Annotated in this window: 20 protein-coding genes; 3 read left to right on the forward strand and 17 right to left on the reverse strand. The window is 65.6% G+C overall.

Annotated elements, in window-relative coordinates:
- Position 1: 1 nt before the first annotated feature.
- The 3 genes from iolD to DEM27_RS06625 all read right to left on the reverse strand — a co-directional run bounded on the left by iolD (position 2) and on the right by DEM27_RS06625 (position 4,779).
- The gene (gene iolD / locus DEM27_RS06615) at positions 2-1,822 is read right to left on the reverse strand and encodes a 3D-(3,5/4)-trihydroxycyclohexane-1,2-dione acylhydrolase (decyclizing) (protein ID WP_109457407.1); all 1,821 of its coding nucleotides are present in this window, start codon (positions 1,820-1,822) and stop codon (positions 2-4) included.
- On the reverse strand, positions 1,819-3,735 hold the full coding sequence (locus DEM27_RS06620; RefSeq protein WP_109457701.1) for a bifunctional 5-dehydro-2-deoxygluconokinase/5-dehydro-2-deoxyphosphogluconate aldolase: 1,917 nt from the start codon (positions 3,733-3,735) through the stop codon (positions 1,819-1,821). Before DEM27_RS06620 ends, iolD begins: the two co-directional genes overlap by 4 nt.
- A gap of 219 nt (positions 3,736-3,954) precedes the next feature.
- Positions 3,955-4,779 carry a MurR/RpiR family transcriptional regulator gene (locus DEM27_RS06625; protein ID WP_109457408.1) on the reverse strand — a complete coding sequence of 275 codons (825 nt, stop codon included), beginning with the start codon at positions 4,777-4,779 and terminating at the stop codon, positions 3,955-3,957.
- 195 nt (positions 4,780-4,974) lie between these two features.
- On the opposite strand from DEM27_RS06625, the gene iolG reads away from it, so the two are divergent.
- Both iolG and DEM27_RS06635 read left to right on the forward strand, forming a co-directional pair.
- Positions 4,975-5,979, forward strand: a complete 1,005-nt coding sequence (gene iolG / locus DEM27_RS06630; RefSeq protein ID WP_109457409.1) for an inositol 2-dehydrogenase — start codon at positions 4,975-4,977, stop codon at positions 5,977-5,979.
- Positions 5,980-6,125: 146 nt separating this feature from the next.
- The gene (locus DEM27_RS06635) at positions 6,126-6,728 is read left to right on the forward strand and encodes a HupE/UreJ family protein (protein ID WP_109457410.1); all 603 of its coding nucleotides are present in this window, start codon (positions 6,126-6,128) and stop codon (positions 6,726-6,728) included.
- Between the two features lie 88 nt (positions 6,729-6,816).
- On the opposite strand, the gene cobM is transcribed toward DEM27_RS06635, so the two are convergent.
- Both cobM and cbiE read right to left on the reverse strand, forming a co-directional pair.
- Entirely contained in the window at positions 6,817-7,578 is a 762-nt protein-coding gene (gene cobM, locus DEM27_RS06640; protein WP_109457411.1) for a precorrin-4 C(11)-methyltransferase, read from the reverse strand.
- Between the two features lie 204 nt (positions 7,579-7,782).
- The gene (gene cbiE / locus DEM27_RS06645) at positions 7,783-9,036 is read right to left on the reverse strand and encodes a precorrin-6y C5,15-methyltransferase (decarboxylating) subunit CbiE (RefSeq protein WP_109457412.1); all 1,254 of its coding nucleotides are present in this window, start codon (positions 9,034-9,036) and stop codon (positions 7,783-7,785) included.
- On the opposite strand from cbiE, the gene DEM27_RS06650 reads away from it, so the two are divergent.
- On the forward strand, positions 9,020-9,775 hold the full coding sequence (locus DEM27_RS06650) for a cobalt-precorrin-6A reductase (RefSeq protein WP_109457413.1): 756 nt from the start codon (positions 9,020-9,022) through the stop codon (positions 9,773-9,775). The two genes, cbiE and DEM27_RS06650, sit on opposite strands and share 17 nt — an antisense overlap.
- On the opposite strand, the gene DEM27_RS06655 is transcribed toward DEM27_RS06650, so the two are convergent.
- From DEM27_RS06655 to DEM27_RS06710, 12 genes are all read right to left on the reverse strand, one after another.
- Positions 9,754-10,518 (reverse strand): precorrin-3B C(17)-methyltransferase, encoded by a 765-nt coding sequence (locus DEM27_RS06655; RefSeq protein ID WP_109457414.1) that lies wholly within the window; start codon positions 10,516-10,518, stop codon positions 9,754-9,756. The two genes, DEM27_RS06650 and DEM27_RS06655, sit on opposite strands and share 22 nt — an antisense overlap.
- Complete coding sequence (locus DEM27_RS06660) at positions 10,515-11,252, reverse strand: precorrin-2 C(20)-methyltransferase (protein ID WP_109457415.1); 738 nt, start codon at positions 11,250-11,252, stop codon at positions 10,515-10,517. Before DEM27_RS06660 ends, DEM27_RS06655 begins: the two co-directional genes overlap by 4 nt.
- Positions 11,249-11,881, reverse strand: a complete 633-nt coding sequence (locus DEM27_RS06665; RefSeq protein ID WP_109457416.1) for a precorrin-8X methylmutase — start codon at positions 11,879-11,881, stop codon at positions 11,249-11,251. Before DEM27_RS06665 ends, DEM27_RS06660 begins: the two co-directional genes overlap by 4 nt.
- Entirely contained in the window at positions 11,878-13,257 is a 1,380-nt protein-coding gene (gene cobG, locus DEM27_RS06670) for a precorrin-3B synthase (protein ID WP_109457702.1), read from the reverse strand. The genes DEM27_RS06665 and cobG overlap by 4 nt, the downstream gene beginning before the upstream one ends.
- Positions 13,258-13,439: 182 nt before the next feature.
- The gene (gene cobF, locus DEM27_RS06675; protein ID WP_109457417.1) at positions 13,440-14,210 is read right to left on the reverse strand and encodes a precorrin-6A synthase (deacetylating); all 771 of its coding nucleotides are present in this window, start codon (positions 14,208-14,210) and stop codon (positions 13,440-13,442) included.
- Positions 14,211-14,277: 67 nt separating this feature from the next.
- Complete coding sequence (locus tag DEM27_RS06680; protein WP_109457418.1) at positions 14,278-15,237, reverse strand: DMT family transporter; 960 nt, start codon at positions 15,235-15,237, stop codon at positions 14,278-14,280.
- Positions 15,234-15,821: a TetR/AcrR family transcriptional regulator gene (locus tag DEM27_RS06685; protein WP_109457419.1), complete on the reverse strand. Its 588-nt coding sequence runs from the start codon at positions 15,819-15,821 to the stop codon at positions 15,234-15,236. The genes DEM27_RS06680 and DEM27_RS06685 overlap by 4 nt, the downstream gene beginning before the upstream one ends.
- A 148-nt stretch (positions 15,822-15,969) precedes the next feature.
- Positions 15,970-16,413 (reverse strand): SRPBCC family protein, encoded by a 444-nt coding sequence (locus DEM27_RS06690; RefSeq protein WP_109457420.1) that lies wholly within the window; start codon positions 16,411-16,413, stop codon positions 15,970-15,972.
- Between the two features lie 105 nt (positions 16,414-16,518).
- A complete protein-coding gene (locus DEM27_RS06695; protein WP_109457421.1) occupies positions 16,519-16,929 on the reverse strand; it encodes a carboxymuconolactone decarboxylase family protein in 411 nt (136 codons plus the stop codon).
- A gap of 74 nt (positions 16,930-17,003) precedes the next feature.
- A complete protein-coding gene (locus tag DEM27_RS06700; protein ID WP_109457422.1) occupies positions 17,004-18,500 on the reverse strand; it encodes a sugar ABC transporter ATP-binding protein in 1,497 nt (498 codons plus the stop codon).
- 1 nt (position 18,501) lies between these two features.
- The gene (locus tag DEM27_RS06705) at positions 18,502-19,557 is read right to left on the reverse strand and encodes an SMP-30/gluconolactonase/LRE family protein (RefSeq protein WP_109457423.1); all 1,056 of its coding nucleotides are present in this window, start codon (positions 19,555-19,557) and stop codon (positions 18,502-18,504) included.
- On the reverse strand, positions 19,554-21,677 hold the full coding sequence (locus DEM27_RS06710; RefSeq protein WP_109457424.1) for an ABC transporter permease: 2,124 nt from the start codon (positions 21,675-21,677) through the stop codon (positions 19,554-19,556). The genes DEM27_RS06705 and DEM27_RS06710 overlap by 4 nt, the downstream gene beginning before the upstream one ends.
- Between the last annotated feature and the right edge of the window lie 158 nt (positions 21,678-21,835).

Consider the following 21,835-nt stretch of genomic DNA (forward strand, 5'->3'; position numbering starts at 1 on the left):
ATCAGCTTCTTTCCTTCAGCGCCGCCTCGTAGCGGGCGCGGGCATCGTTGACCTGGCTGCGTTCGGAGACCTCGGGAACCGCGACGTCCCACCAGAAGCCGCCGGACTCCGGCGTCGGATAGGGATCGGTGTCGATGACGATCACCGTCGTCTCGCTCGTCGAACGCGCGGCGTCGAGTGCGGTTTCCAACTCAGTGACGGTCGCCACCTTGTGCGCCTTCGCCCCCATCGCCGCCGCATGGGCGGCAAAATCGATGGCGATCGGATGGACGTTGGTATGGGCGTAGAGATTGTTGAACTCCGCCCCGCCGGTGCCCATCTGCAGCCGGTTGATGCAGCCGTAACCGCGGTTGTCGGTGATGACGACGGTGATCTTCTTGCCCATCGCCACGGCGGTCGCCAGCTCCGAATTCGCCATCATGTAGGAGCCGTCGCCGAGCATGACGATGACGTCGCGCTCCGGCTCCGCCATCTTGATGCCGAGCCCGCCGGCGATCTCGTAACCCATGCAGGAGAAGCCGTATTCCATGTGATAGGAGAGCGGCAGCTTCGCCTTCCACAGCTGGTGCAACTCGCCCGGCATGGTGCCGGCGGCGCACATCACCACCGTGTTGTCGCGCGAAGCGCGCTGCACGGCGCCGATCACCTGCATGTCGGTCGGCAGCGCGTTGCTGTCCTTCGGTGCGGCCGTCACTGCATCCGCCTTGGCGAACCAGCCGTCCTTGATCGCCGTATCCGGCGCGCCGAAGACGTGGTTGCCGAGGGCGGCCGACAGGCGCTCCAGCCCGATCCTGGCATCCGCCACCAGCGGGATCGCATCGTGCTTGTGGCTGTCATAGGGCTGGACGTTGAGCGCCAGGATTTTTCGCGAGGGATTCTTGAACAGGCCCCAGGAACCGGTGGTGAAATCCTGGAAACGGGTGCCGACGCCGAACACCAGGTCGGCCTTTTCCGAAACGATGTTGGCGCATTCCGTGCCGGTGACGCCGACGGCGCCGAAATTCAGCGGATGGTCCCAGGCAAGCACCGACTTGCCGGCCTGCGTCTCCACCACCGGGATCCCGTGCTTTTCGGCAAAGGCCTTCAGCGTCTCGGTGGCGCCGGAAAAATGCACGCCGCCGCCGGCGACGATCACCGGGTTCTTCGCCGCCTTCAGCGCCGTCACCGCCGCCTCGAACTCCGCCGCATCCGGCTCCGGCCGGCGAATGCCCCAGACCTTCTTCGCAAAGAAGCTTTCCGGGTAATCATAGGCTTCGGCCTGCACGTCCTGGCAGAAGGCGAGCGTCACCGGGCCGCAGTCGGCCGGATCCGTCATCACCCGCATGGCGCGGGGCAGAGCGGTGAGCAGCTGTTCCGGCCGGGTGATACGATCGAAATAGCGGCTGACGGGACGGAAGCAGTCGTTGACGCTCACCGTGCCGTCGCCAAAATCCTCGATCTGCTGCAGCACCGGATCGGGGCCGCGATTGGCGAAGACGTCGCCGGGCAGGAACAGCACCGGCAGGCGGTTGACATGCGCCACGCCCGCCGCCGTCACCATGTTGAGCGCGCCGGGGCCGATGGACGAGGTGACGGCCATGGCGCGGCGGCGGCGCAGCTGCTTGGCATAAGCGATGGCTGCATGCGCCATCGTCTGCTCGTTCTGGCCGCGGAACGTCTGCAGCTCCTCGCGAATGCCGTAAAGCGCCTCGCCCAGCGCCGCGACGTTGCCGTGGCCGAAGATCGCCCAGACGCCGGCGATGAAGGTTTCGCCCTCGCCGTTCATCTGGTTCGCAAGATAACGAACGGTGGCCTGCGCCGCCGTCAGTCTTACGGTTTTCATGCTGCTTCTCCCCTCCGGGCGCGCGCCCGGTCCCAGACCTCGCAGAGGTCGCCATATTTGCGGGCCATGTCGTCGATCGCCTCCTGATCGCCGATGGTGCCCGAAAGCCACTTGCGCGCCGCCTCGCCGAAAATCGTCCGGCCGACAGCAAAACCCTTCACCAGGTCGAACTGCGCCGCCGTGGCAAAACTCGCCTCCAGCTCCGCCGCCGGCGCATCGAGCCCGAGCACGACGATGCCGCGCGTATAGGGATCGTTGCGGGCGATGGCGGAACAGGCGTTCGCCCAGGCGGCCGCGCTCACCATCGGCTCCAGCTTCCACCAGTCGGGATAGACGCCGATCTCGTAGAAGCGGTCGATGATCCTCGCCACCGTTGTATCGTCGCAGGGCGCGACCTTGCTGGGAATGACCTCCAGCAGCATTTCCAGCCGGTTGCGGCGGGCGGCGGCAAACAGCCGGCGGACAGTCTCTTCCTGCTGCGCGCGAACCGCCTCCGGATCGTCGGGATGATAGAAGCAGAGCACCTTGACGACGTGCTCCAGCGGCCATTCCACCAGCCCGCCGAAATCCGGGCCGATCTCCGGCTCCAGCGTCAGCGGCCGGGAGCCCGGCCACTCCACCGGCCGGCCGATCCAGAGGCCGGAGCCGGCCGCCTGGTACAGCGCATCGCGGCCGAGCCGGCCGTCGCAGAGGATGCCGTACCCTTCACGGCCGTCCCGCACCTTCAGCGCCGCCTGCAGGCAGAGCCGCTTGAAATCGGCAATCCGCTCCGGCGAGGCGCCCGTCTCGCGCACCATCTCCTCGAGCTGCATGCGATGATCGAAGGCGAAGACGTGCATGTCCGGCCAGTCGCCATCGCGATTGGTCGCCCAATGCACCTGCTCCAGCGCCCCGTCCTTGCGCAACGCCCGGTCGCGGATGCCGGTACGGAAGAAATATTGCAGCTCCTCCCAGCTGGGATAGGCCGGCGTGCAGCCGTGGCGGGAGACGGCGAAGGCACCGCAGGCATTGGCGTATTTCAGGCTCGTCGGCCAGTCTTCGCCGCTCAGCCAGCCCTTGAGCAGGCCGGACATGAAACCGTCGCCGGCACCGAGCACGTTGAACACTTCTATGGGGAAGCCCTCGCCCGTCCGGCCGTCGTCGAGGCTTTCGGGGATCTCGCCCTCGAAGACCACGGCGCCCATCGGCCCGCGCTTGCAGACCAGCGCCGCCTTCGACACCCGGCGCACCGCCTTCAAGGCTTCGATCGTCTCGGTCGAGCCGCCGGCGATATGGAATTCCTCTTCCGTGCCGACGATCAGGTCGAACAGGTTCAGCGTCGATTGCAGCTTGGCCGTCACCGTGCCGGATTCGATGTAGCGGCTCTCACCGGCGCCGTGGCCGGCCAGGCCCCAGAGGTTCGGGCGGTAATCGATGTCGAGCGCCGTCTTCGCACCACTCTCGCGGGCGAGCCGCAGCGCCTTGAGCACCGCCGCTTCGGTGCGCGGGTTGGACAGATGCGTGCCGGTGGCGCAGACGCAACGCGTCTCGGCGATGAAGGCGGGATCGATATCGCCTTCCTCCAGCGCCATGTCGGCGCAGTTTTCGCGGTAGAAGATCAGCGGGAACTGCTCCTGGTCGCGGATGCCGAGCAGCACCAGCGCCGTCAGCCGCTCCGGATCGGTCTTCACACCGCGCACGTCCACCCCCTCGCGGACCAGTTGCTCGCGGATGAAACGGCCCATGTGCTCGTCGCCGACGCGGGTGATCAGCGCCGATCTCAGCCCCAGCCTAGCGGTGCCGGCGGCGATATTGGTGGGAGAGCCGCCGATATACTTGTTGAAGGAAGCCATGTCCTCCAGCCGTCCGCCGATCTGCGCGCCATAGAGGTCGACCGAGGAACGGCCAATGGTAATCAAGTCAAGCGGCTTCACATGGCCCTCCCTTGCCGGAGGCGGTTCACCGCCCTTCCGAACGCTGTCATCGTGCCGGCCGAACCGGTTGCTGGCTGGAGCGCGACCGCGGCCGGCAAGGATTGCCGCCTCCTGCCGCGGATGCAAGATCTCCCGCTGCGAGGCGGACATGGAATTCCAACCTCATTCATTATAAATTTGGACTATATATTCCATTTTTGGAAGCGGCAATACAAAAATTCAGATTTTCCCATTCTGCCGCATCGTCCCGACGGCCACGGCCAGCGTGATCGCCAGCGACAGCGTCGCCGACAACGAGCGGAACGCGCCGAAATCGACCTCCGAGACCGACAGGATCAACGCGTCGAGCTTGCGCAGCGGGCTGACGACCGTATCGGTGATCGCCACCACCGTGACGCCCGCCGCATGCGCGGCTTCGGCAAGCTCCACCGTCTCGGCCGAATAGGGCGCGAAAGAAATAGCGATCAGCACGTCGCCGGGACGCAGGGCATGGCGGCTGTCGAGCCGGCCGATACCGCTGTGGAGCATCGCCGGCACGTCCATCTTCTCGAAGGCATAGGCGAGGTAACTTGCCGCAGGAAAGGAGCGGCGATAGCCGACGATATGCACCATATTCGCCTTGGCAAGCGCGGCAACGGCGGCATCCAGCATCTCCGCATCCATGGTTTTCAACAGGCTTTCCAGCGAGGTGCGGCCGGCATCGACGAATTCCGCCAGCAGCGCCGAGGGACTGCCGCTGCCACTGTCGCGCAGATGTTCGAGCCGCGTCGAATAGTCCGGCCAGCCGCCGGAGTAGGATTCGCGGAACAGCTTCTGCATCTCGGAAAAGCCGGTGAAGCCGAGGATCTGGCAGAAACGCATGAAGGCCGAGGGCTGCACGCCCGCCCCTTCCGCCATCGTCGCCACCGTCGAGACGGCGATGCGGTCCTGGTTGGCGGCGACATAATCGGCACACTGCCGCAGCCGCTTCGGCAGGCTGGAGGAGACTTCCAGAAGGCGCTCTTCGAAGGCTTTGATCGTCGTCGGCGCATCGAGCTCAGGCATGCCTCGTCCTTTCACATTCCGTCTTGACACCGGTGGCATGCTATTCCATAGCAAATATAGAATAAAAATTCCACACCGAACCGGAGCGTCCTTGGCAAGAAACCATCGCTCCCCGCATGGAGGATATCGGTTGGAAGAGCAAGCCGTCGCATGCGCGCCGTGCGTATGCCGCACATCCGGGAGGAGAGACCAGAGATGGCATTTCGTTTTGCACTGTTGGGCGCCGGCCGCATCGGCAAGGTCCACGCCCGCGCCATAACCTCGGACCCGCGCGCGAAACTGGTCGCCGTCGCCGATGCCATCGCCGACGCGGCACAAGCGATTGCGGCGCAAGTCGGTTGCGCGGTCCGCAGCATCGAGGAGATCGAGACATCGACCGATGTCGATGCGGTGATCATCTGCACGCCGACCAACACCCATGCCGACCTGATCGAGCGGTTCGCCAAGGCCGGCAAGGCGATCTTCTGCGAAAAGCCGATCGATCTCGACGTCACCCGGGTCAAGGCCTGCCTCAAGGTGGTGGAAAGTGTCTCGGGCAAGCTGATGGTCGGCTTCAACCGCCGTTTCGACCCGCATTTCGGCGCGGTGCGCGCCGCCATCGACGACGGCCGCATCGGCGAGGTCGAGATGGTGACGATCACCAGCCGCGACCCCGGCCCGCCGCCGCAGGAATACATCAAAGTCTCCGGCGGCATCTTTCGCGACATGACCATCCATGACTTCGACATGGCCCGCTTCCTACTGGGCGAGGAGATCGACAGCGTCATGGCCTCCGCCGCCGTGCTGGTCGATCCGGCCATCGGCACCGCCGGCGACTACGACAGCGCCAGCGTCATCCTGACGACGGCGAGCGGCAGGCAGTGCGTCATCTCCAACTCGCGCCGCGCCAGCTACGGCTACGACCAGCGCATCGAGGTGCACGGCTCGAAGGGCGCGGTTTCGGCTGAAAACCAGCGCCCGGTCTCCATCGAGATCGCCAATGCCGACGGTTACACCCGCCCGCCGCTGCACGATTTCTTCATGACCCGCTACACCTCCGCCTATGCCGCGGAAATCTCCGCCTTCATCGATGCGGTGGAAAAGGGCACCGAGCCGCATCCGGGCGGCAAGGACGGCCTGGCGGCGCTGGTGCTGGCGGAGGCGGCGTTGAAATCGGTGAGGGAAGGCCGGGCCGTTAAGGTTTCGGAGATCGCCGGCTGAGCGGCAGTCGCCGGCCCTGGCCGATATACGTCAAATGACGTAGTCGAAAACTTCCGGCATTTTCTCCCGGCGCCGGATATGCCAAAACTCCACACTGAAGGAGGTCGTCCGCATCATCGGCGCCTCCGCCAGCAAGGGGACGCATCATGGCCAGAAAATTCATCCCGTTCACCATTGCCGCCGCGGCGGCCTTTCTCACGCCGGCGCTCGCTTTCGCGCATACCGGCGTCGGCGAGGCGAGCGGCTTCATGCATGGGTTCATGCATCCGGTCGGCGGGCTGGATCACATCCTGGCGATGGTGATGGTCGGCGTCTTCGCCCGGCAACTCGGCGGCAAGGCGCTCTGGGCGGTGCCCGCGAGTTTTGTGGCGCTGATGGCCGGCGGCGGTGCACTCGGCATTTCGGCCATACCCGTACCGTTCGTCGAAACCGGGATCGCGCTGTCGGTGGTCATCCTCGGCGGCCTGGTGGCCTTCGGCCTGCGCGCCTCGCTGGCGGCGGCAGCCGGCATCGTCGGCCTTTTCGCGATCTTCCACGGTTACGCGCACGGCGCCGAAATGCCGGCGGATGCGAGCGGCATGGATTATGCGCTCGGCTTCATGCTGGCCACCGCCTTGCTGCATGTCGCGGGTCTCGGCACCGGCGCCCTGATCGGCCGGCTCGGCGAGATCAAGGGGCCGATCGTCGTCCGTTCGGCCGGCGGCGTCGCCGCGCTGGCGGGCGTCGGCCTGCTCTCAGGCATACTGTAGGCGGACTGCCGGTCGCAGACGCCCGCGTAAAACCCTGGGCAATCTCGACCGGTTGCGCTGGAAACGGCGTTGTCAGCAGGCGGCTCTTTTATTCCTGCCGACCGCGAAAACGGCGCTGGTAGGCAGGATCGTAGAGGGCGCTTTCACGGAAATCGCTGGCGGCAAGGCCGGGCCCGACGAAAATCAGCGCGGTGCGCTCGATCGGGTCTTCCGCCACCCTGGCGGCGATGTCAGCCAGCGTGCCGCGGACAATCCGTTCGTCCGGCCAGCTTGCCTTGACGACGATGGCGACGGGGCAGTCCGCGCCGTAGAGCGGCGTCAGCTCCGCCACCACCTGATCCAGCGCATGAATGGCCAGATGAATGGCCAGCGTCGAGCCGCTGGCGCCGAACGCCTGCAGCGTCTCGCGGTTCGGCATCGGCGACGCCCGGCCGGACACGCGGGTCAGCACGAGGCTCTGGGCGACGGAAGGGATGGTCAGCTCGCGCCCAAGCGCCGAGGCGGCGGCCGCAAAAGCCGGCACGCCGGGGGTCATGGTGTAGTCGAGGCCGCGTTTTTCGAGGCGGCGGATCTGCTCGGCAACGGCGCTCCAGACCGAAAGATCGCCGGAATGCAGCCGGGCTACATCCTCGCCGGCTTCCGCCGCCCCGGCGAATTCCGCCTCGATCTCGTCCAGCGACATCGGCGCGGTATCGACGATGCGGGCGCCGGGCGGGCAATATTGCAGAAGCTCCGGCGAAACCAGCGAACCGGCATACAGGCAGACGGGGCATTTGCCGATCAGATCCCGGCCGCGAACGGTGATGAGATCGGCCGCCCCCGGCCCTGCCCCGATGAAATGTACAGTCATGTCCTATCCCTCGATCATACCGCGACCAGCCGATGGATGGCGCCGCGCTGACAAAAATTACCGACCTTGCCACCCCTGGCGGGCAGGGTGTCGACCTATGCCGCCTTCCCTTTCTCCCAGCGGGGAGAAGGAGGCAGGGCGCACCCTCTCATTCCATAGGCGAAAACCCTGCTCCTACGAAAAAAGCTCCCGTTTCCGCTCCGGTCATGATTTCACCCAGCTCCATTGCGTCACCGGCATGGCCGGCCGCCAGCCGGTCATGCTGCCGACGGGGCCTGCGCGGGCAATGTCGATGCGCACCAGCGTGCCGCCGAGGCGCGCATGCTGTGCCAGCAGCACCGCCTCCATCTCGATCGTCACGGCATTGGCGACCAGACGGCCGCCCGGCCTCAGTGCAGCGATGGCCGCATCCATGACGCCCTCCTCGCTGCCGCCACCGCCGATGAAGATCGCATCCGGGGCCGCAAGCCCGGCAAGCGCCTGCGGCGCCTGCCCCTCGACGACGGCGAGGCCCGGCACGCCGAACATCGCCGCGTTGCGGCCGATCCGTGCGGCCCGGTCCGGCGCCTGTTCGATGGCAATGGCGCGCATGGCGGGGTCTCGGAGCATCCATTCGATGCCGATCGATCCGGAACCGCCGCCGATATCCCAGAGAAGCTCGCCTTTGCGCGGGGCGAGCGCCGAGAGCGTCAGCGCCCGGATCTCCCGCTTGGTGATCTGGCCGTCATGTTCGAATAGCGCATCGTCCAGGCCGCTGGCGAGCGGCAGGATTCTTGCGCCTTCGCCCGCCGCCACCTCGACACCGCAAACATTGAGCGCGTGAAAAACATCGTCGGAAAAATGCGCGGCGACATGCCGGGTCAGCCGTTCCTGCTCTCCGCCAAGCGCTTCCAGTACCGTCAGCCGCGAACCGCCAAAACCGCTTTCGCAAAGCAGGCGGGCAAGGACGGCCGGGCCTTTGTCGTCCGAGGTCAGGGCCAGCACGCGGCGGCCCGGCTGCAGGTGCGGACGGATGAGGTCGACAGGCCGGCCATGCAGAGAAACCACCGTCACCTCCTGCAGCGGCCAGCCGAGACGGGACGCAGCAAGGCTGAACGAGGAGGGTGCGGGAATGACGACCATCTCTGCCGGGTCGATGCGCCGCGACAGCGTGGCGCCGACGCCGAAGAAGAAGGGGTCGCCGGAGGCGAGCACCACGGTGGATCTGCCGCGGCGGGCGACGACGGCCTCGACCGACTTTTCGAAGGGGCTGAGCCAGGCCTGCGTCTCGCCGGCGATCAGCGGAGCGGCCAGCTCCAGGTGGCGGGTACCGCCGAAAACCAGGCCGGCGGCGGCAATCGCCGCCTTGGCGGCATCGCCGAGGCCGGCTGGACCATCCTCGCCGATGCCGATAATGGTGAGCCAGCGTTCGGAAACGGACGGGGCATGGATGGGATCAGGCATGGGCAGACACCGCATTCTTCTTCTCGGCGGCACCACGGAGGCCCGGCAGCTTGCCGAACGCCTGGCCGGCCATCCCGTCTATGAGGCGACGCTGTCGCTTGCCGGCCGCACGGCCGAGCCGCGTGCCCTGCCGCTGGCGGTGAGAAGTGGCGGTTTTGGCGGCGCCGAAGGGCTGGCGCAGTATCTTCGCGCCCAGCAAATCGACCTGCTGATCGACGCAACCCATCCCTTCGCCAACAGGATTTCCGCCAATGCCGCGCAAGCGGCCAGGGAAACCGGCGTGCCGGTCTTCGCGCTTCGCCGCCCCGCCTGGGAACGGGTCGAGGGCGACCTGTGGGAGAGCGTCGAGAGTATCGAAACGGCCGTCGATACCCTGGGCACGGCACCGCGCCGGGTGTTCCTGGCGATCGGCCGGCAGGAGGCTTTCACCTTCAGCCGCGCGCCGCAGCACGCTTATGTCGTGCGCAGCGTCGATCCCGTGGTGCCTCCGCTCGACGTGCCGCAGGCGGAATACATCCTGGCGACCGGGCCGTTCCACGAGGCGGACGAGCGCCGGCTGCTCGAAGAGCGGCGCATCGATGTGATCGTCGCCAAGAACAGCGGCGGCAGCGCCACCTACGGCAAGATCGCCGCCGCGCGCATTCTGGGCAAACCGGTGGTGATGATCGAGCGGCAGGTCGCGCCCGACATCCTGTCGGTCGCCGACGCGGAAGCGGCGCTCGAACGCATCGCTCACGTGTTGCCTCCGGCATAGAAGCGCGGCGTGTAGACGAGGTCGGATTGTCCCTCGCGGGCAACGATTCGCGTTTCCGGCGAGCCGATGATGACGCAGGTCGCCATGTCGGCGCGGTTTGCATCGGCCTCGGCAAGCGGCATGACCAGGAGGCGCTCGTCCGGCCGGCCGGCGGCGCGGCCGAAGATCACCGGCACCGTGCCGGGCAGAACCTCGCGCAGCAGAGAAAAGGCTTCGCCGAGTTGCCAGGGCCGCGCCTTGCTGATGGGATTGTAAAGCGCGATCACCATGCCGGCTTCCGCCATCAGCCGCAGCCGCCTGGTGATGACGTCCCAGGGTTTCAGGTTGTCGGAGAGCGAGATGGCACAGAAATCATGGCCGAGCGGCGCGCCGATGCGGGCGGCGACCGCCAGCATGGCGGTCACGCCCGGCGTCACCACAAGCTCCACCTGCCGCCATTCAGCCGGACCCTTGTCGATGGCTTCGCAGACGGCAGCCGCCATGGCGAAGACGCCGGGATCGCCGCCGGAGACGACACAGACCTTCTCTCCCGCCGCGGCCCGCGTCAGCGCGGCCTGGGCGCGATCCAGTTCCTCGCGGTTGTCGGAAGCGATGCGCCGCTGGTCGGGGCGCAGCGACAGGCGGTCGAGATAGGGACCGTAGCCGAAAAATTCCGTGGCGGCGGCAACGGCGCTCAAGGCCTCCGGCGTCATCTGCCCGGCATTGCCGGGGCCGGTGCCGACGACATACAGCACTCCGCTCATGGCCGGTCCTTCCAGCCGGCGACCAGCACCAGCGAGAAATAGGGCGCCTCGTCATCCGCCTTTTCGGCGAGCGGCACCATGGCGGCATTCGCCATCGTGCCGCGCTCGACGTAGACAGCCTGGCCGAGCTTGCCGGCGGCGGCGAGCGCCCGGCGGATTTTCGGCAGGTTGCGGCCGACCTTCATGATGACCGCAGCCTCGGTATCGCCGAGACGGCGCACCAGTTCGGCCTCCGGCATGGTGCCGGGCAGTACGGACAGCACGTCGTCACCCTGGACGATCGGCAGCCCGGCCATCGACCAGCAGCCGGACATCGCCGTGATGCCGGGAATGACTTCCGCCGCAAAACGCGAGGCGAGCCGCACATGCAGATGCATGTAGGAGCCGTAGAACAGCGGATCGCCTTCGCTGAGGATGGCGACCGTGCGGCCGGCTTCCAGATGGCTGGCGACGGCTGCCGCCGAGGCATCGTAAAAATCGGTGATCTGGCTTTTATAGCCGTCCTCGTTCTTGTCGATCTCGGTGGTGACCGGATAATAGAGCGGCAGTTCCGGCATGCCGGGCTTCAACAGCCCGTCAACCACGGCGCGGCCATTGCCGCGGCGGCCTTCCTTGGCGAAATAGGCGAGCACGTCGGCGCTTTCCAGTGCACGGATCGCCTTGACCGTCAGGAGATCCGGATCGCCGGGGCCGGTGCCGACGCCGATGAGGCGTCCGTAAGCCACGGCGCTCAAAGGCCCGGCCTCGACAGGGCGTTGATCGTCGCCGCCGTCATGGCGCTGCCGCCGAGGCGGCCGCGGACGATGGCATAAGGCACGCCGTAGGAATGTTCCGCCAGCGCATCCTTCGATTCGGCCGCACCGACGAAGCCGACCGGCATGCCGATGATCGCCGCCGGTTTCGGCGCACCGTCGCGCAGCAGTTCGAGGAGGTAGAAGAGTGCTGTCGGCGCATTGCCAATGGCGACCACCGAGCCGGCAAGCCGCTCGACCCAAAGTTTTAAAGCAGCCGCAGAACGGGTATTGCCGATTTCCTTGGCGAGTACGGCCGTCTGCGGATCGCTGAGCGTGCAGATCACCTCGTTGCCGGCCGGCAGGCGGGCGCGGGTGATGCCATGCGCCACCATCTGCGCATCGCAGAAGATCGGCGCCCCGGCTTTCAGCGCGCCGCGGGCAGCAGACACGAAATCCGGCGAGAAGACGAAATGCTGCGCCGCCTCGACGAGGCCACAGGCATGGATCATACGAACGGCGATATCCGCTTGTTCATCGGAGAAACGCTTGAGATCGGCTTCGGCGCGGATGATGGCAAAGGAGCGCTCGTAAATGGCGTCACCTTCGCGGATATAGTCGTAATCTGTCATTCCCAGTCCCGTTGCAGCCCTTGCCCGATCGCTCCCGCACCCAGCCGTTCGAGGCTGGCCGCCGCCGTCTCGCCCGGCCGCCGCCCGGCATCGACCAGCGCGGCAAGCCGCCGGAAGGCGGAAGTGACGTCCTTAGCAGCGATGTAAGCATCTGGCGAGCCCGATGCGGAGCCATTTACGACAAGTCCGTAGCCTGTTGGCGCTGCCGTCAGCGTCAGGCCCGCCGCGGCAGGATGGGCGCAGCCTTTCGGACAGCCGGAAAGATGCAGCGTCAACGAGCCGTCGAGCAGCGACGGCGCTTCGGCGATGACGGTGCGGGCGAGCGCATGCGTATCGAAAAATGCCGAGGCGCAGCCGCGCGCCCCGGCGCAGAGGGCGATGGCATTTGCCGGATCCGTTGCCGAGGTGCGCAGGCCATGGGCGGCGGCAAGCGAAAGCGCCTCGCCGATCGTTTCGGGCGCGATGCCGATGAGGAAAAAGCCGTGTTCCGGCGCCAAGCGGATTTCGCCGGCGCCCAGTTTTTCCATCTCCGCGAGGAAAGCGGTGAGGACCGGAGCTTCGATCTGGCAGAAGGACAAGCCGACCCCGAGGATGGGCTGGCCCGGATCGAAGGCATGGATGCCGACGGGAAGCGGTGCGGGCGCCTCAATGTCTTCGTCGCCGGCAGGCGGGAAGGCAAAGTGGCGGCGCCAGGCCTCACCGTCGAGATTGCGGCCACGGGCGGCGGGGCCGAGGGCATCGAGGGTGCGCAGCAGGGCAATGACCGCGTCGATGACCTGCTCCCCAGCCAGAAGCGCCACCGGACGAGCCGTGCGGGCATTGCCCGCAAGCGACAGGCGCCACATTGCAGCCCCATCCGCCCGGCGCTCAGCGGACAGGCGGATATCGGCAACGATGCCGCCGAGGTGAAAACGGCCGCCGGCATCGACGGTGATCGAGAGTTTCGGGGCAAGCCGCAGCGGCGGCACATGCATTTCGATCGCCTGCCGCAGCGCATCGGCAAGCGGACGGGGATCGAGGATTTCGCCGGGATCAATGCCGGCGAGCGGCGGGGTTTCGATCGCCACCCCGGAGGACAGCGGCATGTCCATCGACAGGATGGTTTGCGCAAAAGCCGGCGCCGTTTCGGCATCGAGGCCGCGGACCTGCAGGTTGCCGCGGGCGGTGACCTCCAGCAGGCCGTTGCCGAACGCTTTCGCTGCAGCGGCGATGGCGGCAAACTGACGGGGCGTCAGGCTGCCGTCGAGCGGGCGCAGGCGCACCAGCAGGCCGTCGCCGGTCGCCATCGGCGCATCGAGCGACGGGCAGGCGCCGCGGCGGGCCGAGGGGACGGGAAGCGGGCTGCAGGCGATCGGCGATATTTTCGGCGCGTTCATCATCTCAGGCTGAACCATAACACGGCGGCGGGCCTTGCGAGAAATCAAAGACGCGACCTGCATGATCTGCTTTGCGCCCTGCGCGGTGGCGGGTGGCACCATGCAGCCGCGGAGCAAGCCCTCTCATCTGCCCTTCGGGCATCTTCTCCCCGAGGGGAGAAGAGGGGAACCGATGCTGGGTCCTATTCCTCGAAATCCGTGCCTTTCTGCAGCAGATAGATATCCATGATCCAGCCGTGGCGGGTGCGGGCGTCGGCGCGGGTGGCGAGGATCTTTTCCTTCACCTCCGACAGCCGGCCGCTGATGACGATCTCGTCCGGCGTGCCGAGATAGGCGCCCCAGTAGATCATCGCATCCGGATCCTCGATACGCTGGAACGCCTGCTCGCCGTCGAGCATCACCACGGCGGTTTCGACGATATCGGGAAAACTGTCCGCCAGCCGCCGGCCGGTGGTGATCACCACCGGTTGGCCGACGAGGTTGAGCGGGATGCGGTGGCTGGCACACAGCGCCTGGACGCTGGTGATGCCGGGAATGACGCTGTAATCGAAGGCGACATTGCCGCGCCGGCCGACCCGCTCCAGGATGCGGATGGTGCTGTCGTAGAGCATCGGATCGCCCCAGACCAGGAAGGCGCCGGTGCCATGCTCGCCGAGTTCGGTGCGGAACATCGCCTCGTGGATCTCGGCAATTGCCGCATGCCACTCGTCGACGCCCTGCATGTAGCTCTGGCCTTCGGTGCGGCGGACGGGCACGGCATAGTCCACCGTGCGGCTTTCGGGATTGGTGACGTAGCGGGCGACGATGTCGCGGCGGATATCGGCCAGTTCCGCTTTCTTCGCCCCCTTGGTCGGCAGGAACAGGACGTCGGCGCTGTTGAGCGCGTTGATCGCCTGGATGGTCATGTGTTCGGGATTGCCGGAACCGATGCCGACGACGAGGATATGTCTCATGGAATGCCCCTGCGCTGCCCGTCGGCGGCGCTGCTTGGGGGCCGCCGGGAAAGCCCCTTTCGCATGTTCAGGCGCTGTGCGCCAGCGCCTCGTCCAGCCGCTTTTTTACCGACCCGCGTTTGGGCGACCGGGCAACGATGACGATGCCCGCCAGCGAAACCAGCATGCCGAAGGCCATCGCCCAGGTCAGCGGCTCGTCGAACATGATCCAGGCCCAGATCATCACCACCGGCGGGCTGAGATACAGCACCGCCGTCACCTGCGCCGGAGACGACCGGCGCAGCGCAAGGTAATAGAGGCTCCAGGCACCGATGGTGGCGACAAACACAAGCCAGAGAATGCCGCCGACAAAACCGATTTCGAGGATCGGCGCGACACCGCCCTCCCGCCAGGCAAAAACGGAGAAGATGACCGCCGCCGACAGGCACTGGATGCACAGGCTCTGATGGATTGGCATGGCGCCTGCCGGGCTGCGCTTCTGCAGCAGCACAGCTACCGCCAGCGACAGCGTGCCGAGGATGGGCAGGGCATAGGCCCAGAGCGGCACGTCGGCGATGCTGACCGACCAGCCGGAGGCGATGAGCACCCCCACCAGCCCGACGAAGGAACCGATCCATTGCCGCCCGGTCAGCATCTGGCCCAGCATCGGCCAGGAGAGAGCAGCGACCATCAGCGGCAACATGTCGGTGATCAGCGCCACGAGGCCGGTCGGAACACCGAGGGAGATGGCGAAGGAGAAGGCGCCCAGGTAGGCCGCCATCGCCAAGGCACCGAACAGCACCTGCGGCAGAACGTCTTTCCAGCGCAACCGCGGCCCGATCGTCAGGGCGAAAGGCAACAGCACCATGCCCGAGACCAGACTGCGCCACAGGAGGATGAGAAAGATCGGCGCATGATCGCTGGCGAAACGAATGCCGATGAAACCGGCGCTCCAGCAGATCACCAGCGCGGCCTGGATCAGCACGAGGAGCGCAAGGCCCATCAGCCCGTTGCCGGGGCGCAATGACGTCGCGAGGGTTCTTGTCATTGGCCGTCGGCCTCGAACCGGTCAAGCATGGATGCGGCCATCCTGCGGGCGGTCTTCAATCGCTGGTCATGCCCGTCCAGGCCCGCCCGCGACATCGCGCCTTCCAGAAGAAACGACAGGTGCTCGGCCATCTCGCCGCACTCGGCATCCCCGGGGCGCAAGGCATCGAGGTAGTGCCGGAACAATTGCTGCACCTCCTCCTTCTGCGCCGCGACGATGGCCCGGGCGGGATCATCGACCGCCAGTTCGGCCGCGGCATTGAGAAGCCCGCAGCCGCGAAATCCCCATTCGTAGGCCATGTCAGCATGATCGACATAGGAATCGAACACGGCCAGCACCCGGTCCTTCGGCGTCAACGCCTCGTTCAACCGCGCCTGCAGAAGCGCATGCCACTCGACGCACCGCCTTTCGAGATAAGCGACCAGCAAGTCGGCCTTGGACGAGAAATTGTTGTAGAGACTCATCTTCGCCACGCCCGCCCGGGCGGTGATCGCATCGATGCCGGTCGCGGCCACGCCTTCGGCATAAAAAAGCTCGGCTGCCGCCCGCAGCAGCCGATCACGGGCGGGAACCCGGTTCGCCATGAGATCGAAACTCCGTTATTATGTAGACCGATCTACATAATAACGGATCCGCCGTCAAGCGTTGCCGGCGCCACGCGACGCCGCGGCAGACTGTGTGCGGATGAGAAAACTGGCCAGATCGAGCGATCCCGATCCGGCTGCGGACGTCTTATTCCTGGATGTCCGGCTCGACGAGCTTGGCAAGGTTTCGCAACGATTCCTGCCAGCCAAGATAGCAGGCTTCCGGTGGAATGACGTCCGGTATGCCCGCCTGGGTGATCTCCACCTCGGTGCCGACGGACACCTTCTTCAAGGTCACCACGACTTCCATCTCGCCGGGCAGATTGGGATCGTCGAACCTGTCGACATAGCGCAGGCGTTCGCCGGGAACGAGTTCCAGATATTCGCCGCCGAAGGCGTGGCTGTTGCCGGTGGTGAAATTGCGGAAGGACATCTTGAACGTGCCGCCGACCTTCGGCTCGAAATGATGCACGGTGCAGGCAAAACCGTTCGGCGGCAGCCACTTCGCCATCGCATCCGCCTCAAGGAACGCGCGGTAGACCTTTTCCGGGCTGGTTGCCAGGACACGGTGCAGTTTGATGGTGCTCGGCATGATCGTGATCCTTCTCGGTTGTTTGCATGAACGATCCAAGGACGGACTGGATCCTGCCGATCCGACAGGGGGAGATTATTTTTGCAAGATCAGGAGAGAAAAATCTCAGCCCTTGACCTCGAACTGCGCATCGACGGGAATTTGCATCGCCGTGACCAGGTGATTGGTCTGGCCGGCAAGACCGATGATCGATAGGAGTTCGCCGTGCTGGGCATCCGTCATGCCCTTGGCCTTGGCGGCGGCCGTATGGGAATGAATGCAGTAGGAGCAGCCGTTGGCGACCGAAACGGCGATGTAAACCATCTCCTTCGTCAGCGGATCGATCGTGCTTTCGGCGACCATGATCTCCTTCAGCTGGCCCCAGATGCGCTTGAGATGCGCCGGATCATTGGCGAGGCCGCGCCAGAAATTGTTGACGAAATCCGATTTGCGCGTGGCGCGGATATCGTCGAAGACGGCCTTCACCTCTGGATGTGCGTCCGCCTCGGCATCGGTCCACAGTTTTACGGTCGCCATGGATTGGGTCTCCTCTTTTCCGTTCTGTCTGGAATACCCCGCCCGCAGCAGCAGCGCAATTGTTTCGCCTGCCCTCAATGCACCGCTGCATACATGATCTTCTCCTCGGTGGCCTCGGCGGGGGAAAACTCTTCAACGATACGGCCCTGGCGGCAGACGAGGATGCGGTCGGAGAGGTTCATGATCTCCGGCAGGTAGGAAGAAATCACCACTACGGCGAGGCCCTCGTCGGCGAGCCGGTTGATGATCTGGTGGATCTCGGCGATGGCGCCGACATCGACACCGCGGGTCGGTTCGTCGAAGATGACGACGCGCGGGCGCTGCACCAAGCCTTTGCCGATCACCACCTTCTGCTGGTTGCCGCCCGAAAGCTCGACGACGCGGGCATTGTCGTTGATGGCGCGGATATTCAGCATCTTCGTCCATTCGGCCGACAGCGCCCGCATCTCGGCGGCGTTGATCACCCAGGCCTTTTCATGGCCGGCAGCAAGCAGGCCGCCAAAGATGTTTTCGGCGATCGACATGGTTTCGAAGAAACCCTCGCTCTTGCGATCCTCGGTGACATAGACGATGCCGTCCTTCACCGCCTCGCGCGGCACGTAGTACCGCACCGGCTTGTCGTCCAGCTCGATGGTGCCGCCGCGATTGAAGTCGCGCTTGTAGATGCCGGCAACCACCTTGAAGGTTTCGGTACGTCCGGAACCGATCAGGCCGAAGACGCCGGTGATCTGGCCTTCGAAGATCGAGAAGGAGTTGTTGCGCACGATGTTGCTCATCGAGATGTCCTGCACCGACAGCACCTTGTGGCCGGGCTTGCGCAGCTTCGCCTCGTCGCGCTGGCGGTAAAGCTCGGCCGAGAGCGTGCGGCCGACCATGGCGGCGATGATTTTCTCGCGGTCGAATTCCCTGGTTTCACCGGAAGCGACCAGCTCGCCATCACGCAGGATGGTGATGCGATCGGAAATCATCAGCGCCTCTTCAAGCGCATGGGATATGAAGACGATCGAGACACCACGCGCCTTGAGACGGCGCACCAGCGCGAAGAAGTGGCGCTTTTCCTCTGGCGTCAGCGTCGCGGTCGGCTCGTCGAAGATGATGATCTCGGCATTGTGGTGGACGGCGCGGGCGATCTCCACCATCTGCTTCTTGGCCGCACCCAGCGTCTCGACCATGGCGGTGGGATCCACCGGGAAATTCAGCGACTGCAGGAATTGCTGTGCCGAGATGTAGGTGCCGCGCAGGCGGTTCAGGAATTTTTCGGCACCGAGATAAAGGTTCTGGGCAACCGTCATCGACGGCACCAGGCTGGTTTCCTGGAACACCATGGCGATGCCGGCTTCCAGCGCTTCGTTGGGCGTCTTGTAGGACACTTCCCGGCCATGGTGGATCATCGTGCCCGATGTCGCCTCGACGACGCCGGCGATGACCTTGGTCAGTGTCGACTTACCGGCACCGTTTTCGCCGAGCAGCGCGTGGATCTCGCCCTTGCGCAGGTCGAATGTGACGTTCTTCACCGCCGGCACGCCGCGATAGGCCTTGGTGACGCCTTCCAGGCGAACGATGGTTTCCATCTCAGCGGCCCTCCGCAGTGGCGATATCGATGGCAAGCACGCTGTCGCCGCCCTTCGACGCGACGTAGAGCGTGTCGTCCTTTTCCACGGCGCTGGTGGTGCCGTGGCGGGTGCCGTTGGCGCGGCTGTGCAGGCCGAAGAGCGGCTGCAGGCCGGCATCGAGCTTGACCACCAGCCCGTAGGAGCGGCTGGGCGACCAGGGTTTGTGGATGCCCATGGTGCGGATGCCGCCGCATTGCAGCGGCTCCAGGAAACTGCGGCCGGAAGAGAGCGACGGCGCAATCCAGCTGTCGCGCGGCACTTCCGCCATCATGTCCAGCCGGTAATGGGTTTCCTGCAGCACGAATTCGATGAGGCGGTTGCGCGGCGCAAACAGCGACAGCCAGACGCCGCCATCTTCCGCCGGCGACAGGCGGGCGGGATAACCGGGCAGCTTGTCGATGACCGTTTTCGGTGCGCCGCTGCCGCTGATCCTGAGCAGGCGGTGGCGCCAGCTTTCGCTGACGACGAAACCGTCTGCAACCGGATGCAGGCCGTAGGGGAAAGCAAGGCCGGAGGCGATCTCGCGGAAGTCACCGCCGGCGGCCTCGCGTTTCCAGACGGAGCCGGAGGCGCCCTTTTCCATCAGGTCGGCCGCCCAGGCGGACGGGGCGTGTTTTGCCGAGCCATTGGCGAGGACGAGTGCGCCGTCAGCGCCATAAGCCAGCGCAGTGATGCAACGGATAGCGGAGGGTAGCGCGACTTCCTTGCCACCGACGAAAAGCTTGCCGGTTTCGAGGGCCACGGCGAGTTCGCCGGCGGGGGAGACGGCAAGCGCGGTGACCGGCGACGGGAAGCTTTCGAGAACGGCAGGTTCCGTGCCTGCCGTCAGCGTATAGACGGCATTGCCGCTGGACGCGATGAGCGTGCCGTTGCGGAACGCGAGGTTGTCGGCCTCCGTCAGCGCCACGAAGGCATGAGCATCGTCCAGGCGGGTGTTCGGGCGGAAGGCGCCGTCGAGTGGCGGGATCGTCACCGCCTTGCCGCGGAAATAATCGAGGATCGGGTCGAGGATCATTGTGCGCCTCCCCAATAGGAGGCGGGTCCGGTCCAGCTTTCGTCAGCGCCGGCGATCTTGTAGCGACCGACGCGGTTGTTGAGGATGCCGCCGATGAACAATTGACCCTTGTGCTCGCGCATGGAGGTGACCATCGGGTGGGCGTTGCCGGACAGGTCGCCGAGCGTCTCGACGATTTCGCCCTTGTCGTTGAATTTCACCACGCCGCCGGTGTTGATGTTGGGGAACAGCCATTCGTCCTGCGGCAGGCGGCGGGTCATGCGCTTGCGCATGCCGGGGTGGCGCAGCGACAGGTCGAAGCTCGGCGTGCGCATGCCGAGCCATGCCATCCAGTAATGGCCGCCGGAGGCGCGGTTGATGTTGTCGGGATAGCCCGGCATGTCCTTGATGACGCATTCGGCCGTGCCGGCCTTCGGGCCTTCCAGCCAGTAACGGTGGACGCGGCATGCCCAGCTTTCGGCGACGAACAGCGACTTGCCGTCATGCGCCATGCACACGCCGTTGAGATAACGATAGCCGTCGAGCAGCGTCTTCGTCGAGCCGTCCTTGGGATCGTAGACCAGCAGGCGGCCGGTGGCGCGGTTCTCGATCGAATCGAGCGCCCAGTCGTGCGCGTCGTAACGCTTGGTGCTGTCGGTGAAATAGATGCGGCCGTCGGGGGCGATGTCGCAGTCGTTCGGATCGCGCAACCGGGCATCGTCGACGACGGAGGTCCAGGAGCGCGCCGTTTCCGCCGAGAGCTTTTTCACCTCGCGGTCGGGCGAGATGGAATAGAGGCCCATGGCACCGACGCAGCTGATGAGGTTTTCGTGCCTGTCGAAGGCCAGCCCGAGCGGGAAGCCGCCGACATGGGCGAAGACCTCAGAGCGCGTGTAATCCGGCGCGAAGAAGCGGACGATCTCGCCGTGGCGGGTGCCGCAATAGAGGTGGTCGTTGCGATCGAGGATGACGTCCTCCGGGCCTTCCAGCTCACCGAGACCGATGTGATCGGCTTCCGACAGGCGATTGTCGAGGGCATAGGCAGTGCCGGAGCCGGGCAGCGCCGATTGCGTCTCGCCCATCTTCAGGTAGACCGGGGCGACGTAGACCTCGTTCAGCACCTTGTGGCGGTTCTTCAGCCAGCGGATATCGATGGTGACGGCGACGGCGAGCATGATGCCGAGCACCATCTGGTTGGTGCCGGTGCCATATCCAAGGCGGATAAGGCCGTTGGTCATCACCAGCACGATGATCGCCCCCATCAGACCCTTGACCACAGAGCCACGGCCGCCGCCCAGCGAATTGCCGCCGACCACGGCCGCCGTCAACGCCAGGATTTCGAGGTTGAGGCCGGTGCCGGGACCGGCGCCGGAAAGCCTTGTGGCGATGAGGAAGCCGGCAATCGAGGCGCAGAGGCCGGAGAAGACATAGGTGAGGAAGACGGTGCGTTTGACGCGGATGCCGGCGTTGTGCGCCGAGCGCCTGGAGCCGCCGACGGCCAGCACATGCCATCCGGGCCGCGAACGGGTAAGCGCGACATGGGTGATGACCGCGATGACAATGGCGGTGATGACGGGGATCGAAAAGCCGAAGACCGTGCCGTCGCCGATGAAATCCCAGGCATCGGACGAGGCCATCGACGTCTGGATGTCGGCGCCGTAATTGACCACCAGGATATCGAAGATCGCCCGGCCGATGATGAAGGTGACCAGCGTGGTGAGGAAGGCGCGCAGGCGCAGGAAACCGACGAGATAACCGTTGATCGCGCCGCAGACGATGCCGGTGGCGAGTGCGGCCACAAGCGCCACCCAGACCGGCATCTCGAAGATGAAGAAGGTCGAGACGGCCGCGAACGTGGCCAGCGCGAAGATCGATCCGACCGACAGGTCGATGCCGCCGCCGAGCATGACGACGGTCAGGCCGGTAACGACGACCGAGAACTCACCGAGCTGGCGGGTCGATTCCTGCAGCGAATAGGGCTTGAAGAAGCCGGGGATCGATGCCCCGAAGGAGGCCACCGTGACCACCAGCACCAGAAAGGGGATGGCGTTGTCCGTCCAGCGCTTGGTGAGGATTTCGCCCACCAGGTGATCGGGAATAAGATTGTAGCGCCAGGCTTGCAGGCGTTCGCGGAAGGTCATCGGTCGGGCCTAGATTGTGGATGTGGTGGTGGCTTGGGCAGCCGCCCCTTGCCTCGGCCCCTCCCCGTCAAAGGGAGAGGACATGTCGTATTTTGTCGCCGCTTGCCCTTCTCCCCATCGGGGAGATGGTGGCCCGAAGGGTCGGATGAGGGGGGTCA

Source organism: Rhizobium album (genome assembly GCF_003122325.1).
GTDB classification, from domain to species: Bacteria; Pseudomonadota; Alphaproteobacteria; order Rhizobiales; family Rhizobiaceae; genus Metarhizobium; species Metarhizobium album.

What these genes read in the sequence shown, in the direction of transcription:
- iolD (WP_109457407.1), bottom strand. Translation starts at nt 1,822, where the DNA reads ATGAAAACCGTAAGACTGACGGCGGCGCAGGCCACCGTTCGTTATCTT.
- DEM27_RS06625 (WP_109457408.1), bottom strand. Translation starts at nt 4,779, where the DNA reads ATGCCTGAGCTCGATGCGCCGACGACGATCAAAGCCTTCGAAGAGCGC.
- iolG (WP_109457409.1), top strand. Translation starts at nt 4,975, where the DNA reads ATGGCATTTCGTTTTGCACTGTTGGGCGCCGGCCGCATCGGCAAGGTC.
- DEM27_RS06635 (WP_109457410.1), top strand. Translation starts at nt 6,126, where the DNA reads ATGGCCAGAAAATTCATCCCGTTCACCATTGCCGCCGCGGCGGCCTTT.
- cobM (WP_109457411.1), bottom strand. Translation starts at nt 7,578, where the DNA reads ATGACTGTACATTTCATCGGGGCAGGGCCGGGGGCGGCCGATCTCATC.
- DEM27_RS06650 (WP_109457413.1), top strand. Translation starts at nt 9,020, where the DNA reads ATGGGCAGACACCGCATTCTTCTTCTCGGCGGCACCACGGAGGCCCGG.
- cbiE (WP_109457412.1), bottom strand. Translation starts at nt 9,036, where the DNA reads ATGCGGTGTCTGCCCATGCCTGATCCCATCCATGCCCCGTCCGTTTCC.
- DEM27_RS06655 (WP_109457414.1), bottom strand. Translation starts at nt 10,518, where the DNA reads ATGAGCGGAGTGCTGTATGTCGTCGGCACCGGCCCCGGCAATGCCGGG.
- DEM27_RS06665 (WP_109457416.1), bottom strand. Translation starts at nt 11,881, where the DNA reads ATGACAGATTACGACTATATCCGCGAAGGTGACGCCATTTACGAGCGC.
- cobG (WP_109457702.1), bottom strand. Translation starts at nt 13,257, where the DNA reads ATGAACGCGCCGAAAATATCGCCGATCGCCTGCAGCCCGCTTCCCGTC.
- cobF (WP_109457417.1), bottom strand. Translation starts at nt 14,210, where the DNA reads ATGAGACATATCCTCGTCGTCGGCATCGGTTCCGGCAATCCCGAACAC.
- DEM27_RS06680 (WP_109457418.1), bottom strand. Translation starts at nt 15,237, where the DNA reads ATGACAAGAACCCTCGCGACGTCATTGCGCCCCGGCAACGGGCTGATG.
- DEM27_RS06685 (WP_109457419.1), bottom strand. Translation starts at nt 15,821, where the DNA reads ATGGCGAACCGGGTTCCCGCCCGTGATCGGCTGCTGCGGGCGGCAGCC.
- DEM27_RS06690 (WP_109457420.1), bottom strand. Translation starts at nt 16,413, where the DNA reads ATGCCGAGCACCATCAAACTGCACCGTGTCCTGGCAACCAGCCCGGAA.
- DEM27_RS06695 (WP_109457421.1), bottom strand. Translation starts at nt 16,929, where the DNA reads ATGGCGACCGTAAAACTGTGGACCGATGCCGAGGCGGACGCACATCCA.
- DEM27_RS06700 (WP_109457422.1), bottom strand. Translation starts at nt 18,500, where the DNA reads ATGGAAACCATCGTTCGCCTGGAAGGCGTCACCAAGGCCTATCGCGGC.
- DEM27_RS06705 (WP_109457423.1), bottom strand. Translation starts at nt 19,557, where the DNA reads ATGATCCTCGACCCGATCCTCGATTATTTCCGCGGCAAGGCGGTGACG.
- DEM27_RS06710 (WP_109457424.1), bottom strand. Translation starts at nt 21,677, where the DNA reads ATGACCTTCCGCGAACGCCTGCAAGCCTGGCGCTACAATCTTATTCCC.